Annotated in this window: 12 protein-coding genes; 10 read left to right on the top strand and 2 right to left on the bottom strand. The window is 63.8% G+C overall.

What is annotated here, in order from left to right; genetic code table 11:
• The first annotated feature begins 7 nt into the window (after positions 1–7).
• The 9 genes from NCS03_RS06555 (at position 8) to ltaE (ending at position 10,462) form a co-directional block, all read left to right on the top strand.
• Complete coding sequence (locus NCS03_RS06555; protein WP_175979998.1) at positions 8–1,495, top strand: NCS1 family nucleobase:cation symporter-1; 1,488 nt, start codon at positions 8–10, stop codon at positions 1,493–1,495.
• A gap of 50 nt (positions 1,496–1,545) precedes the next feature.
• Complete coding sequence (locus tag NCS03_RS06560; protein WP_008350020.1) at positions 1,546–2,283, top strand: aspartate/glutamate racemase family protein; 738 nt, start codon at positions 1,546–1,548, stop codon at positions 2,281–2,283.
• Positions 2,284–2,414: 131 nt separating this feature from the next.
• Positions 2,415–3,365: an allantoinase PuuE gene (puuE, locus tag NCS03_RS06565; protein WP_250528948.1), complete on the top strand. Its 951-nt coding sequence runs from the start codon at positions 2,415–2,417 to the stop codon at positions 3,363–3,365.
• The gene (gene uraD / locus NCS03_RS06570) at positions 3,362–3,886 is read left to right on the top strand and encodes a 2-oxo-4-hydroxy-4-carboxy-5-ureidoimidazoline decarboxylase (protein WP_008350016.1); all 525 of its coding nucleotides are present in this window, start codon (positions 3,362–3,364) and stop codon (positions 3,884–3,886) included. The genes puuE and uraD overlap by 4 nt, the downstream gene beginning before the upstream one ends.
• Before the next feature lie 43 nt (positions 3,887–3,929).
• Positions 3,930–4,940: an allantoicase gene (alc, locus tag NCS03_RS06575; RefSeq protein WP_250528949.1), complete on the top strand. Its 1,011-nt coding sequence runs from the start codon at positions 3,930–3,932 to the stop codon at positions 4,938–4,940.
• Positions 4,940–5,443 carry an ureidoglycolate lyase gene (locus NCS03_RS06580; RefSeq protein WP_033537260.1) on the top strand — a complete coding sequence of 168 codons (504 nt, stop codon included), beginning with the start codon at positions 4,940–4,942 and terminating at the stop codon, positions 5,441–5,443. The genes alc and NCS03_RS06580 overlap by 1 nt, the downstream gene beginning before the upstream one ends.
• A gap of 222 nt (positions 5,444–5,665) precedes the next feature.
• Positions 5,666–7,378: a GMC family oxidoreductase gene (locus tag NCS03_RS06585; RefSeq protein WP_250528950.1), complete on the top strand. Its 1,713-nt coding sequence runs from the start codon at positions 5,666–5,668 to the stop codon at positions 7,376–7,378.
• A gap of 18 nt (positions 7,379–7,396) precedes the next feature.
• Positions 7,397–9,331, top strand: a complete 1,935-nt coding sequence (locus NCS03_RS06590; protein ID WP_250528951.1) for an alkyl/aryl-sulfatase — start codon at positions 7,397–7,399, stop codon at positions 9,329–9,331.
• 126 nt (positions 9,332–9,457) lie between these two features.
• Positions 9,458–10,462 carry a low-specificity L-threonine aldolase gene (gene ltaE / locus NCS03_RS06595; protein WP_008350005.1) on the top strand — a complete coding sequence of 335 codons (1,005 nt, stop codon included), beginning with the start codon at positions 9,458–9,460 and terminating at the stop codon, positions 10,460–10,462.
• Positions 10,463–10,527: 65 nt separating this feature from the next.
• On the opposite strand, the gene NCS03_RS06600 is transcribed toward ltaE, so the two are convergent.
• Together NCS03_RS06600 and uraH are read right to left on the bottom strand one after the other, a co-directional pair.
• On the bottom strand, positions 10,528–11,721 hold the full coding sequence (locus NCS03_RS06600; protein WP_008350004.1) for a urate hydroxylase PuuD: 1,194 nt from the start codon (positions 11,719–11,721) through the stop codon (positions 10,528–10,530).
• Positions 11,722–11,783: 62 nt separating this feature from the next.
• A complete protein-coding gene (gene uraH, locus NCS03_RS06605; protein WP_008350002.1) occupies positions 11,784–12,137 on the bottom strand; it encodes a hydroxyisourate hydrolase in 354 nt (117 codons plus the stop codon).
• 463 nt (positions 12,138–12,600) lie between these two features.
• On the opposite strand from uraH, the gene NCS03_RS06610 reads away from it, so the two are divergent.
• Positions 12,601–13,971: an 8-oxoguanine deaminase gene (locus NCS03_RS06610; RefSeq protein WP_033537253.1), complete on the top strand. Its 1,371-nt coding sequence runs from the start codon at positions 12,601–12,603 to the stop codon at positions 13,969–13,971.
• Positions 13,972–14,031 lie beyond the last annotated feature (60 nt).

The following is a 14,031-nucleotide window of genomic DNA, read 5'->3' on the forward strand; positions in this document are numbered from 1 at the left end:
AGACGTCATGGCCCAGTTCAGTGCATCCGGCAGCTCAACCCTGCCGCCGCTCGACAACGAGTATGAAGAGCAACATCTGCCCGCCGGTTACAGCGACCGGCTTTACAACGAGGACCTCGCCCCGCTCAAGAATCAGACCTGGGGCGCGTACAACATCTTCGCGTTCTGGATGTCGGACGTGCACAGCGTCGGCGGTTATGTGTTCGCCGGAAGTCTCTTCGCGCTCGGCCTGACGAGCTGGCAGGTGCTGGTATCGCTGCTGATCGGCATTGGGCTCGTGAACGTGCTGTGCAATCTGATCGCCAAACCGAGCCAGGTGGCGGGCGTGCCGTATCCCGTCGCGTGCCGCGCCACGTTCGGCGTGCTCGGCGCGAACATTCCGGCCGTGATCCGCGGGCTCATTGCGGTGGCGTGGTACGGCATTCAGACATATTTGGCGTCGAGCGCGCTCGTCATCGTCGTGCTGAAGTTCGTGCCGTCGCTGATGCCTTATGCCGACGTCCACAAGTACGGCTTCGTCGGGCTTTCGGCGCTCGGCTGGGCGGGCTTCATGCTGCTTTGGGTGCTGCAGGCCGTCGTGTTCTGGCGCGGCATGGAGATGATCAAGAAGTTCATCGACTTCGCCGGTCCCGCCGTCTACGTCGTGATGTTCATTCTCGCCGGCTATATGGTGTGGCGCGCGGGCATCGACAATATCGGCCTGAACCTCGGCGGGGTGAAGTATCACGGCACGGAAGTGATTCCCGTGATGATCACCGCGATCGCGCTCGTCGTTTCGTACTTCTCCGGCCCGATGCTCAACTTCGGCGACTTCTCGCGCTACGGCAAGAGCTTTCGCAGCGTGAAGCGCGGCAATTTCTGGGGCCTGCCGGTCAACTTCCTGGCGTTCTCGGTCGTGACCGTCATCACGACTGCGGCGACGCTGCCGGTCTTCGGCCAGCTCATCACGGATCCGGTGGAAACCGTCGGCCGCATCGACCATCCGTCTGCTGTGATTCTCGGCGCGCTGACCTTCACGATCGCGACCATCGGCATCAACATCGTCGCGAACTTCGTGTCGCCGGCCTTCGACTTCTCGAACGTCGCGCCGAAGCTCATCAGCTGGCGCATGGGCGGCATGATGGCGGCGGTCGCGTCGATCTTCATCACGCCGTGGAACCTGTTCAACAACCCGGCCGTGATCCACTACACGCTGGATATTCTCGGCAGCTTCATCGGACCGCTGTATGGCGTGCTGATCCTCGACTTCTATCTCGTGAAACGCGGCAAGCTGGTGGTCGACGATCTCTACACGGTGTCGGAACAGGGCAAGTACTGGTACACGAAGGGCGTGAACCGCCGCGCGGTGATGGCGCTCGTGCCGGCCGCCGTGCTCGCGACGCTCTGCGTGATGGTGCCGGCGCTCGAAGCCGCTGCGAACTTCTCGTGGTTCATCGGTGCGGGACTCGGCGCGGTGTTCTATTACTTCCTCGCGGATCGCAAGCGCGGAGTCTAAAACGATAGCTGGAACCTGAGAGAATTTCCAAAGGCAGTGTGGAGACAGCAATGCGCATCAAACTGATCAACCCCAACACGACGCAGCGCATGACCGACTCGATGGGCCGCTGCGCCCGCGAGGTCGCCGCGCCCGGCACGGAGATCGTCGCCGTCAGCCCGACGATGGGCCCGCCGTCCATCGAAGGCTATTACGACGAGGCGGTCGCGTCGCTCGGTCTGCTCGCCGAAGTGGAAGCGGGCGAAAAGCAGGGCTTCGACGGCTATGTGATCGCGTGCTTCGGCGATCCGGCCCTTTACGCCGCGCGCGAACTGGCGCGCGGCCCGGTGATCGGCATCGCGGAGGCGGCGATGCATGCGGCGAGCGTCATCGCGCCGGGATTTTCCGTCGTCACGACGTTGCAGCGTACCGTCGGCATGGCTTGGCATCTGGCGGAGCGCTACGGCATGGAGCGCTTCTGCAAGAACGTCCGCGCGACAGACGTCCCCGTGCTCGAACTGGATGTGCCGGGGTCGCCGGCGCGTCGGACGATCATCGACGAATGCCGGCGCGCGCTCGACGAAGACGGCTCGGACGCCATCGTGCTCGGCTGCGCGGGCATGGCGGAGTTCTGCCGCGAAGTGGAGGACGCGATCGGCGCGCCGGTGGTTGAGGGCGTGACGGCCGCGGTGAAATGGGCGGAGGCGCTCATCGCGCTGAAGCTGCACACGGCGAAACGCGGCGACTACGCGCGCCCGCTCGCGAAACGGTACGACGGCGTGCTGTCGGATTTCAGCCCGCGCCGATAGCCTTTTCGCCGGACACATACCGATGACGTGACCCGGATTATGCGCCCTGATGTATGGGCGCGTCCGGGTCTTTTAGCTACACTGAATCGTCGACAATCCCGTTTTTTCAACGCTTGAGCAGAACGCCAGCCATGTCACTCGATCCGAACTACCCACGCGATTTGATCGGCTACGGCCGCCACCCGGTGCAGGCGAACTGGCCGGGACGGGCGCGCGTCGCCGTGCAATTCGTGCTCAATTACGAAGAAGGCGGCGAGAATTGCGTGCTGCACGGCGATCCGGGCTCCGAGCAGTTCCTGTCGGAGATCGTGGGCGCGGCGGCGTATCCGTCGCGTCACATGAGCATGGAGTCGATCTACGAATACGGTTCGCGCGCGGGCGTGTGGCGCATCCTGCGCGAGTTCGAGAAGCGCAGCATGCCGCTGACGATCTTCGGCGTCGGCATGGCGATCGAGCGGCATCCCGAAGTGGCGAAGGCGTTCGTCGAACTGGGGCATGAAATCGCGTGTCACGGCTATCGGTGGATTCACTATCAGGACATGTCGCCGGAGAGGGAAGCCGAACACATGCGCCTCGGCATGGAAGCGATCGAGCGCGTGACGGGCGTGCGGCCGCTCGGCTGGTATACCGGGCGCGATAGCCCGAATACGCATCGGCTGGTCGCGGAATACGGCGGTTTCCTCTACGACTCCGACTATTACGGCGACGACCTGCCGTTCTGGACCGAAGTCGAAGTGACGGGCGGCGAGAAGAAGCCGCATCTGATCGTGCCGTACACGCTCGACACCAACGACATGCGCTTCGCGACGCCGCAAGGCTTCAACACGGGCGATCACTTCTTCACGTACCTGAAAGACGCCTTCGACGTGCTCTACGAAGAAGGCGACGACGCGCCGAAGATGCTGTCCATCGGCATGCACTGCCGCTTGCTCGGCCGGCCGGGGCGCTTTCGTGGCCTGCAGAAATTCCTCGATCACATCGAGAAGCATGATCGCGTGTGGGTTACGCGGCGTGTCGACATCGCGCGTCACTGGCGCGAGCAACATCCTTTCGAAAAAGCTAACAACGGGACGGCGGCATGAAGGCGATGCACTACACACTCGACCAACTCAACACCATGCCCGCCGACACGTTCGTGACGGTGCTCGCGGGCATTTTCGAGCACTCGCCGTGGGTGCCGGAAAGAGCGGCGCAACAGCGCCCGTTCAAGGACATCGACGCGCTGCATCGCGCGATGTCGCAGATCGTCGAAGAGGCCGGCGAAGACAGGCAGCTCGCGCTCATCAACGCGCACCCGGAGCTCGCGGGCAAAGCGGCGGTGCGCGGCGAGCTGACCGCCGAATCGACGCGCGAACAAAGCGGCGCGGGCCTGAATCTGTGCACGCAGGAAGAGTTCGACAGGCTTCAGTCGCTGAACGCGCAGTATCGCGAGAAATTCGGGTTTCCGTTCATTCTCGCGGTGCGCGGCTATGACCGTCACGGCATCATCGCGAACTTCGAAGCGCGCGTGAATCACGACCGCGCCGAAGAATTGCGCACGAGTCTCGACCAGATTTACCGGATCGCGGGCTTCAGGTTGAACGACCTGATTCAAGCGGCGTAATCCGCAAACAACCGTAAACGAACGAAAAGAAGGACAGAAACAAATGGCAATCCCGACACTCGATCCCAATGCGCCCGACTTCACGCGCCGCTATGTGAACCTGGCGGACCCGCGTCTGGGCGCGCAGGCACTCGAGGCGAGCGACGATTTCTTCGCGCCGAAGGAACGCATGCTGAATCCCGAGCCGGCGGTGTTCATTCCCGGCAAGTACGACGATCACGGCAAGTGGATGGACGGCTGGGAAACGCGCCGCAAGCGCACGACGGGCTATGACTGGTGCATCGTCAAGCTCGCGCGTCCGGGCGTCATCAAGGGCATCGATGTCGACACGAGCCACTTCACCGGCAACTTCCCGCCGGCGGCGTCGATCGAAGGGGCGCATGTCGCCGACGGCGCACCGAATCAGTCGACGCAATGGACGGAAATCGTCCCGTCGACGACGCTGCAGGGCAACAGCCATCACTATCTCGAAGTCGAGGTCCAGCGGCCGTTCACGCATCTGCGCGTGAACATCTATCCGGATGGCGGCATCGCGCGTCTGCGGGTCTATGGCCAGCCGCAACTCGACTGGAGCAACGCGGACAAGCATGCGCTCGTCGATCTCGCCGCGATGGAAAACGGCGCGTACATGGTCGGCACGAACAATCAGCACTTCGGTCTCGCATCGACCTTGCTGATGCCGGGCCGCGGCGTGAACATGGGCGACGGGTGGGAAACGCGCCGGCGTCGCGAGCCGGGCAACGACTGGTGTATCGTCGCGCTGGCGCAGCCGGGCATCATCAAGAAGGTCGAAGTGGATACCGCGCACTTCAAGGGCAATTTCCCCGACCGCTGCTCGCTTCAGGCGGCATACGTGAAGGGCGGCACGGACAGCTCGCTCGTCACGCAGGCGATGTTCTGGCCGGTGCTGCTCGGCGAACAGAAACTGCAGATGGACAAGCAGCATTTTTTCGAGTCCGAACTCGCCGCGCTCGGCCCCGTGACGCACGTGCGCTTCAATATTTATCCTGACGGCGGCGTGTCGCGTCTTCGTCTCCTCGGAACCCTTGCATGATGAAGAAACTCGCTATCGAACCGTTGACGCGCGCAGCGTTCAAGCCTTATGGCGATGTCATCGAACTCGATGGCGCCAAGCAGATTCCAATCAACCTCGGCACCACGATCCGCTTCCACGATCTGTGCAACGTCGACGTGACGGACGGCGGCGGCCACGCGATCGTCAATCTGTTTCGCGGCCAGCCGCGCACGCTGCCGTTCGAATGCAAGATGATGGAGCGTCATCCGCTCGGCAGCCAGGCGTTCATTCCGCTCGATGACCGGCCGTATCTCGTCGTCGTCGCGCCCGCAGGCGATCTCGACGAATCGAAGATCCGCGCCTTCGTCACGCGCGGCTGGCAGGGTGTGAACTATGCGAAAGGCGTGTGGCATCACCCGCTGCTCGCGCTGGGGAAGGTGAGCGATTACATCGTCGTCGATCGCGGCGGCGGCGAAGGGCACAACCTCAACGAGCAGGATCTGAAGGAATCGCTCTGGCTGACCGAAGACGCGCTGCGATAGGCGCATCGAAAGCAGCACCCGCGCAGTGACGAAAGACCGGAACGCACCTCCGGTCTTTTTTTTCGTCACAGCGCCGCCCACACCACCCGATATCGTCGCCTTCCCACCCGAAATCTCCGTTGAACGGGACAGACCCGCCCCTTACCCTTGACGGACGGCTTGCATCCGGCCAGCGTCCGCCTCGGGACCGTCCGGTGCCGCACTAATAAATACGGAGACAGCATGAGCGATTCGGCCAGGAGGCGCGCGAGCGTAAGCGGTAACGATCAGTATGACTACATAGTGGTCGGGGCAGGATCGGCGGGATGCGCGGTCGCGAGCCGCCTTGCCGACCAGCAAGGGGTCACGGTCGCATTGCTGGAGACCGGCCCGGACGATCATCACTACACGGTGTGGGCGCCCGTCGGCGTGGCGAAGCTGGCGGTGAAGGAAAATGTGCGCAACTACGGTTATCACACGCTGCCGCAACCGTCGCTGAACAACCGGGTGTCGTTTCAGCCGCGCGGCCGCGGACTCGGCGGCAGCTCGTCGATCAACGGCATGCTGTATGTCCGCGGTCATCGCAACGATTACGATCGATGGGCGCAACTCGGATGCCGCGGCTGGAGCTACGAAGAAGTCCTTCCGTACTTCCGCAAGGCCGAGTCGAACGGCCGCATCCGCAATGGTCTCGACGACGCCTTCCACGGCGCGCAAGGCCCGCTGCACGTCTGCGATCAGCGCACGCTCAATCCGTTCAGCCAGCGCTTCATCGACGCCGCGTTGCAGGCGGGCATGCGGCTCAATCACGATTTCAACGGGCAGCATCAGGAAGGCGTCGGGCTATATCAGGTCACGCAGTACAACGGCGAGCGCTGGAACACCGCGCGCGCGTATCTGCATCGCGGCGACGCAGCCGATGCATCGCTCTGCGGCGGCCGCGACTCGCTTTCGGTGATGACCGGCACGATCGCGCTGCGCATCGAGTTCGACGGCAAGCGGGCGACCGGCGTGCGCGTCGTGCGCGATGGCGTCGAGCGCAGCCTGCGTGCGCGTCGCGAGGTCATCGTGTGCGCGGGCGCGTTCAATTCGCCGCAACTGCTTCTGGCATCGGGAATCGGCCCGGCCGCGCATCTGCGCGAGATGGGTATCGATGTCGTGCACGATCTGCCGGGCGTCGGCGAGAACCTGCAGGATCACATCGACATCACGATCAAGAAGGCCGTGCCGACCGCCGATCTCTACGGCTACTCGTGGCGCAACATCGCGCGCATGATTCCGGAGCTGATGCGCTACAGGCGCGACCGCACGGGCATGTTCGCATCGAACATCATCGAGGCGGGCGGCTTCACGCGCAGCCGCGAAGGGCTCGCGGAACCCGATCTGCAGTTCGCGTTCATTCTCGCGCTCGTGGGCAGCCGTGGCGACGGCGCGGGCAGGAAAGCGCCGCCGGGATACAGCTGTCACGCGACCAACCTGCGCCCGAAAAGCCGTGGCGTGCTTCGCCTCAAGTCGCGCGACATGCGCGACGCGCCGCTCATCGATCCGCGCTATCTGAGCGTGGAATCCGACATGGACAACCTCGTGACCGGCGTGCGGCTCATTCGCCGGATTTTCTCGCAGCCCGCGCTTGCGCAAGCGGGCGGGCGCGAGCTCATCACCGACGATTTCGGCCCCGGCGAGGGCGATGAGCGCGCCATTCGCGCTTACATCCGCCAGCATGCGGACACGCTCTTTCATCCGGTCGGGACATGCAAGATGGGCGTCGATGAACTCGCGGTCGTCGACCCCGACCTGCGCGTGCGCGGCATCGATGGTCTGCGCGTGGCCGACGCCTCGGTCATGCCGACGATCATCGGCGGCAACACGAACGCGCCGACCATCATGATCGCGGAGAAGGCCGCGGATCTCATTCGTGCCGCCGTCTCCACCGAGACGCGCGTCGAGGCAATCTAATTCAGCAGGGAACATCGCATGCAAAACGGTGACACACAGGCGCTGCCGAAACCTTATCCGCCGTCGCTGCCGGCGACCGCGGCGACGCGCGCGGAGCACGAGCGCGCGCTGCACGAACTGCCTCCCGACGATCCCGACGAGGAAGCGGACGCGCGGCGCGGATTCATCGGCACGGTGCCGGACGCCGAGGTGCGCGGCGCATATGGCCAGCTCGTCTGGAGCCTCGCGGACTACGCCTTTCTGAACGAGCCCGAGGCGCCCGACACCGCGCATCCGTCGCTGTGGCGTCACGCCCGCATCAATTCGCTGCACGGCCTTTTCAAGGTGACGGAGCGCATTTATCAGGTGCGGGGTTTCGACGTCTCGAACGTCACGTTCATCGAGGGCGACAGCGGGCTCATCGTCATCGATCCGCTGACATGCAAGGAAACCGCCGAGGCCGCGCTCGCGCTCTATTGCGCGCATCGGCCGAAGCGTCCGGTCGTGGCCGTCATCTACAGCCATAGCCACGCGGATCATTTCGGCGGCGTGCGCGGCGTCACGAATGACGCGGATGTGCAGGCCGGGCGCACGGCGATCATCGCGCCGGCCGGGTTCATGGAAGAGGCGGTTTCGGAAAACGTGATGGCCGGCCCGGCGATGGCGCGCCGCGCGCAGTTCCAGTTCGGCCACACGCTCGCGCGCAACGCGTGCTGCCAGATCGATGCCGGCATGGGCAAGACCATGCCGCGCGGCACGATCACGCTGATTCCGCCGACGCAGCTCATTCGGGAGCCGCTGGAGACGCATGTCATCGACGGCGTCGAGATCGTTTTCCAGCTGACGCCGGAAAGCGAAGCGCCCGCCGAAATGCATTTTTACTTCCCGCAGGAGCGCGCGCTCAATCTCGCGGAGAACGGCACGCGCTCGCTGCACAATCTGTGTCCGCTGCGCGGCGCGAACGTGCGCAATGCGCAACGCTGGGCGCGCTATCTGGGCGAATCGCTGGAGCGCTTCGGACGCCACGCGGATGTCGTGTTCGCGCAGCACAACTGGCCGACTTGGGGCCGCGAGCGTATCGCCGGATATCTCGAAGCACAGCGCGATCTTTACAAGTATCTGCACGATCAGACCGTACGCATGATGAATCGCGGCATGAACGCGGCCGAGATCGCGGAGGTCATGCGCCTTCCCGATTCGCTTCACGCGCTGTGGCACGCGCGCGGCTATTACGGCACGGTGTCGCACAACGTGAAGGCCATCTATCAGCAGTATCTGAGCTGGTACGACGGCAATCCGTCGAATCTGCACGCGCTGCCGCCGGAACTGGCGGCGCCGCGCTACGTCGAGTACATGGGCGGCGCGGATGCCGTGCTCGAACGCGCGCGCCGGGACTTCGGCAAGGGCGAATATCGCTGGGTCGCTCAGGTGATGAATCATCTCGTGTTCGCGCAGCCGCAGTTGCTCGAAGCGCGCGCACTGGGCGCGGCGGCGCTGGAGCAGATGGGCTATCAGGCCGAATCGGCGACGTGGCGCAATGCGTTCCTTCTGGGTGCGCGCGAGTTGCGGGAAGGGCATCGCGCGGCGACGCAGTTCGCGAGCCGCAGCCGCGACATGGTGTGCGCGATCACCGAAGACATGTTCTTCGACTATCTGGCGGTGCGTATCGACGGGCTGAAGGCACAGAATCTGACTGCGCGCTTCGACTGGCGTTTCAGCGATGTCGACAAGCGCTTCTCCGTGAATCTGCAGCACGGCGCGCTGACGTGGTCTGCGCTGCCGTCTGCGTTGCCGCCGCACGCGCAGATCGACATGACGCGCGAGACGCTGAATCTGATCCTCTGCGGCGAAACCGGCTTCGCGGGCGCACTGCGCGAAGGTCAGATCCGCGTCACGGGCGATCTCGACGCGTTCAAGTCGCTGCTCGGCGCGCTCGAACAGGTCGACAACGACTTCAACGTCGTGGAACCGTAAGCGGCGCGTCGTTATCGCGTATCGAAAGGCCGGTGCGGGCGCGCCGGCCTTTCGCGTTTCGGGGCGCGCTCTTTATCGAACGGCTAAGATAGTCGGCCCAGACGAGCCTGAAACAAGGAACCACGCATGATCGATCTTCGCAGCGACACCGTCACCCGTCCCAGTCAGCCGATGCTCGCCGCGATGACCGCGGCCAAAGTCGGCGACGATGTCTGGGGCGACGACCCGACCGTCATCGAATTGCAAGGCAGGCTCGCGGAGCGCACGGGCAAGGAAGCGGGCCTGTTCTTTCCGAGCGGCACGCAGAGCAACCTCGCGGCGTTGATGGCGCATTGCGCGCGCGGCGACGAATACATCGTCGGCCAGCAGGCGCACACGTACAAGTACGAAGGCGGCGGCGCGGCGGTGCTCGGCAGCATCCAGCCGCAGCCGATCGAAAACGCGCCCGACGGCGCCTTGCCGCTCGACAAGATCGCGGCGGCGATCAAGCCGATCGACAATCACTTCGCGCGCACGCGTCTGCTCGCGCTCGAAAACACCATCGGCGGGAAGGTGCTGCCGGCGTCTTATGTCGCGGAGGCGACGCAACTCGCGCGCAGTCGCGGTCTGTCGACGCATCTCGACGGCGCGCGCGTATTCAATGCGGCGGTGGCATCGGACAAACCAGTCGGCGAACTGTGCGCGCCGTTCGACTCGGTTTCCGTCTGCTTCTCGAAGGGGCTGGGCGCGCCGGTCGGTTCGGTGCTGGTCGGATCGAAGGCATTGATCGATGTCGCGAGCCGCTGGCGCAAGGTGCTCGGCGGCGGCATGCGCCAGTCGGGCGTGCTGGCGGCGGCGTGTCTGTATGCGCTCGATCATCACGTCGATGGCCTCGCGCAAGACCACGACAACGCCGCGCATCTCGCCGCCGGCCTCGCACAGATCGATGGCATCAAGATTCAGTCGCACGCGACGAACATGGTCTTCGCGCAGATTCCCGAGGCGCATTGCGCGCGGCTCGAAGCCTTTCTGAAGGAGCGCGGCATCCTCACGCAGATGCTCTATGCGTCGCGCTTCGTCACGCATCGCGATGTGTCGCGCGCCGATATCGACACGGTCGTTCGCGCGGTGAAGGATTACTTCGCACGTTGAAGGTCGAATGAAAAATGCCCCGCTTCCGAACGAAGCGGGGCATTTCATTGCGCGCAGCGGCAAGCTTATTCGACAGCGCCGCCTGCAAACCACGCCGCCACCTTCTGACGCTCCGCATCCGTCATTTGCGTGACGTTGCCGAGCGGCATCGCCTTCAGCGTCACGGCCTGCTGATGCACGCGCTGCGCATTCTGCTTGATTTCCGCGGGCGTATCGAGCAGGACGCCGGCGGGTGCGCTGCCCATCATCGTCGGATGCGCGGAGTGGCACGTCGCGCAACGCTGCTGGATGATCGGCTGAATGTCGGAGACCTTGATCGTCGGCGCGCCTGCGGCCTGGGCGACGGGCACCGAAGGTGCGGGCATCGTCCACGCGAACGCGCCGAGCACCAGCACGAGACCCGCGACCGGCATGTACCACAGCACCTGGCCGCGATGGCGCATCACGAAGAACTGGCGAATCAGCGCCCCCGCCAGCATGATGAGCACGAGGATCAGCCAGTTGTACTTGTGCGTGTAGGTCATCGCGTAGTGGTTCGACAGCATCGCGAACACCACCGGCAACGTGAAGTACGTGTTGTGCACGGAGCGCTGCTTACCGCGCTTGCCGTAGATCGCGTTCGGCGTTTCGCCCTTGAGCATCGCGGCGACCATCTTGCGCTGGCCCGGAATGATGACGAAGAACACGTTCGCCGACATGATCGTCGCGATCATCGCGCCGGTGATCAGATACGCCGCGCGGCCCGCGAACACATGGCACGCGATGAACGCAGCGATCAGCACATAGATGCCGACGCAGATGCCGAGCAGCTTGTCGTTGGTGCCGAGCACGCGGCACAGCGTGTCGTACACGATCCAGCCGGCCATCAGAAAGCCGAGCGCGGCCGATACGGCGACCACCGGACCCATGTCGAGCACGCTCTTGTCGATGAGATACGTGCTCGGCGCCATCAGATACAGCACGAAGAAGAGGCCGAAGCCCGACATCCACGTCGTGTACGACGGCCAGAACGACCAGTGCAGGTTTTCCGGCATGTCCTGCGGCGCGACGGAATACTTCTGCATGTGATAGAAACCGCCGCCGTGAACGTGCCAGAAATCGCCGAACACGCCGCGCCGGCGCGCGTTCGGGTCGGTTGGCGGTTTCAAACTGTTGTCCAGCGCGACGAAATAGAACGATTCGCCGATCCACGCGATCGCGACGATGACGTGCAGACAGCGCAATACGAGATTGAGCCAGTCGGTGACAAAGCCTTCCATGTACTCCTCCACTACCGATTCGTTATGTGCTTGTGGGGTTCAAGCGATGTTTTGGCTGCCGCTCAGCTTCCGCGATAGGTGCTGTACGCCCACGGCGACACGAGCAGCGGAACGTGATAGTGCGACGAAGCATCCGCGATGCCGAAGCGCAGCACGACGCGATCGACGAAGCGCGGCTCGGGCACTTTCACGCCGAGCGCGGCGAAGTAGTCGCCTGCGTGGAACACGAGTTCGTATTCGCCGGTTTCGAAGTCGGCGCCTTCGAGCAGCGGCGCATCGGCGCGGCCGTCGTCGTTCGTGTGGATGGTCTTGATCGCGCGGCGGGCGTCGCCGTTGAGCGCGAATAGCTCGACTTTGAGGTTCGCGCCCGGGCGGCCGTGCGCGGTGTCGAGGACGTGGGTAGTGAGCTTGCCCATTCGCAGTTTCCTTGAGTTGTGCGAGATCCGGCTTTGCGCATCGATCCGAAATTCGGCACCTGATTACTCGAGGTGCGTCTGCGGCGGATCGAGGCTCCACGTCAGTGGCTACATACCCGTCGGCGTTTCAGATGCGCGCCGTGTACAGCATTGTAGGAATTCGAGACGCGCTGTGCGGCCGCGATAGGAAAGATAATGCCTGACGCATGACAGCGTCGCGTAAGCAAGACGCACGCGCTCGGAATCGCTTTTTGCCGATGCTACCCGCGCCAATAATCGGGAATATATTGCCGCCGTGAAGATGACTATGACTGCCGCTTGATTGCGTCCGATTTTTTGGCTGCGGACAGTAGCGGTGCGCGCAATATCCATGGATATTTGCCGCGTCCCGAAGACGGCGGCAGACGCTGGGTAACCGGGGCTTTTCACTGGTTTCCCAACTGTCTCTGGAGAGAGTTAGCTTATGCCACGCAGTCTTCTGGTCAAGAACGCCCACATGCTCGTCACGATGGACGAAGCGCGCCGCGAAATCGCCGATGGCGGCATGTATATCGAGGGCAATCGCATCGTGCAGGTCGGGCCGACGAGCGAACTTCCGCAATCCGCCGACGACGTACTCGACATGCGCGGTCATCTCGTGATTCCGGGCCTCGTCAACACGCACCATCACATGTATCAGAGCCTCACGCGCGCGATTCCCGCCGCGCAGAACGCCGAGCTTTTCGGCTGGCTCACGAATCTCTACAGGATCTGGGCGCATCTGACGCCCGAAATGATCCATGTCTCGACCCAGACCGCGATGGCCGAACTGCTGCTGTCCGGATGCACGACGTCGAGCGATCATTTGTATATCTATCCGAACGGCAGCCGGCTCGACGACAGCATCGCGGCGGCGCGCGAGATCGGCATGCGGTTTCACGCGGCGCGCGGGAGCATGAGCGTCGGACAAAAGGATGGCGGCTTGCCGCCCGATTCGGTCGTCGAAAAGGAGGATGCGATTCTGAAGGATTCGCAACGCCTGATCGAGACGTATCACGACGAAGGCCGTTACGCGATGCTGCGCGTGGTGGTCGCGCCTTGTTCGCCGTTTTCGGTGAGCCGCGAATTGATGCGCGATGCGGCGCTGCTCGCGCGCGAATACGGCGTGTCGCTGCACACGCATCTGGCCGAGAACGTGAACGACGTCGCGTATAGCCGCGAGAAATTCGGCATGACGCCGGCGGAATATGCGGAGGATCTCGGCTGGGTCGGGCATGACGTGTGGCACGCGCACTGCGTGCAGCTCGACAAGGCGGGCATCGAGCTTTTTGCGCGCACAGGGACGGGTGTCGCGCATTGCCCGTGCTCGAACATGCGGCTCGCGTCCGGGATCGCGCCGATTCGCGCGATGCGCGATGCGGGCGTGCCGGTGGGTATCGGCGTGGATGGGTCGGCGTCGAACGATGGCGCGCAGATGGTCGCGGAAGTGCGGCAGGCTTTGCTCCTGCAACGCGTTGGGTTCGGGCCGGATGCGATGACTGCGCGCGAGGCGCTGGAAATTGCGACGCTCGGGGGCGCGAGGGTGCTCAATCGCGATGATATCGGGGCGCTTGCGCCGGGCATGGCGGCGGATTTTGTGTCCTTCGACCTCTCGCAGGTCGCGTTTGCCGGGGGGCTTTCTGATCCTGTCGCTGCGTTGGTGTTCTGTGCTCCGTCGCAGGTGTCGACCAGTGTTATCGACGGGAAGATCGTGGTGAAGGATGGGGTGCTTGCGACGGTGGATCTAGGCGCGGTCGTGGAGCGCCACAATCGTCTGGCGCGGGACTTGGTTCAGGCTGCTTCTTCGGGCTCTTGATCTTTCTTGGGGCGTTGCGTGAAACCTGTGTTCGCGTCGGTCTTTTCGCACCGGGGCAAC

The sequence above is a fragment of the Caballeronia sp. ATUFL_F1_KS4A genome (assembly GCF_023630905.1).
In the GTDB taxonomy this organism is placed as follows: domain Bacteria; phylum Pseudomonadota; class Gammaproteobacteria; order Burkholderiales; family Burkholderiaceae; genus Caballeronia; species Caballeronia zhejiangensis.

Coding starts and splice junctions, on each gene's coding strand:
- NCS03_RS06555 (WP_175979998.1), top strand. CDS start 8: ATGGCCCAGTTCAGTGCATCCGGCAGCTCAACCCTGCCGCCGCTCGAC.
- NCS03_RS06560 (WP_008350020.1), top strand. CDS start 1,546: ATGCGCATCAAACTGATCAACCCCAACACGACGCAGCGCATGACCGAC.
- puuE (WP_250528948.1), top strand. CDS start 2,415: ATGTCACTCGATCCGAACTACCCACGCGATTTGATCGGCTACGGCCGC.
- uraD (WP_008350016.1), top strand. CDS start 3,362: ATGAAGGCGATGCACTACACACTCGACCAACTCAACACCATGCCCGCC.
- alc (WP_250528949.1), top strand. CDS start 3,930: ATGGCAATCCCGACACTCGATCCCAATGCGCCCGACTTCACGCGCCGC.
- NCS03_RS06580 (WP_033537260.1), top strand. CDS start 4,940: ATGAAGAAACTCGCTATCGAACCGTTGACGCGCGCAGCGTTCAAGCCT.
- NCS03_RS06585 (WP_250528950.1), top strand. CDS start 5,666: ATGAGCGATTCGGCCAGGAGGCGCGCGAGCGTAAGCGGTAACGATCAG.
- NCS03_RS06590 (WP_250528951.1), top strand. CDS start 7,397: ATGCAAAACGGTGACACACAGGCGCTGCCGAAACCTTATCCGCCGTCG.
- ltaE (WP_008350005.1), top strand. CDS start 9,458: ATGATCGATCTTCGCAGCGACACCGTCACCCGTCCCAGTCAGCCGATG.
- NCS03_RS06600 (WP_008350004.1), bottom strand. CDS start 11,721: ATGGAAGGCTTTGTCACCGACTGGCTCAATCTCGTATTGCGCTGTCTG.
- uraH (WP_008350002.1), bottom strand. CDS start 12,137: ATGGGCAAGCTCACTACCCACGTCCTCGACACCGCGCACGGCCGCCCG.
- NCS03_RS06610 (WP_033537253.1), top strand. CDS start 12,601: ATGCCACGCAGTCTTCTGGTCAAGAACGCCCACATGCTCGTCACGATG.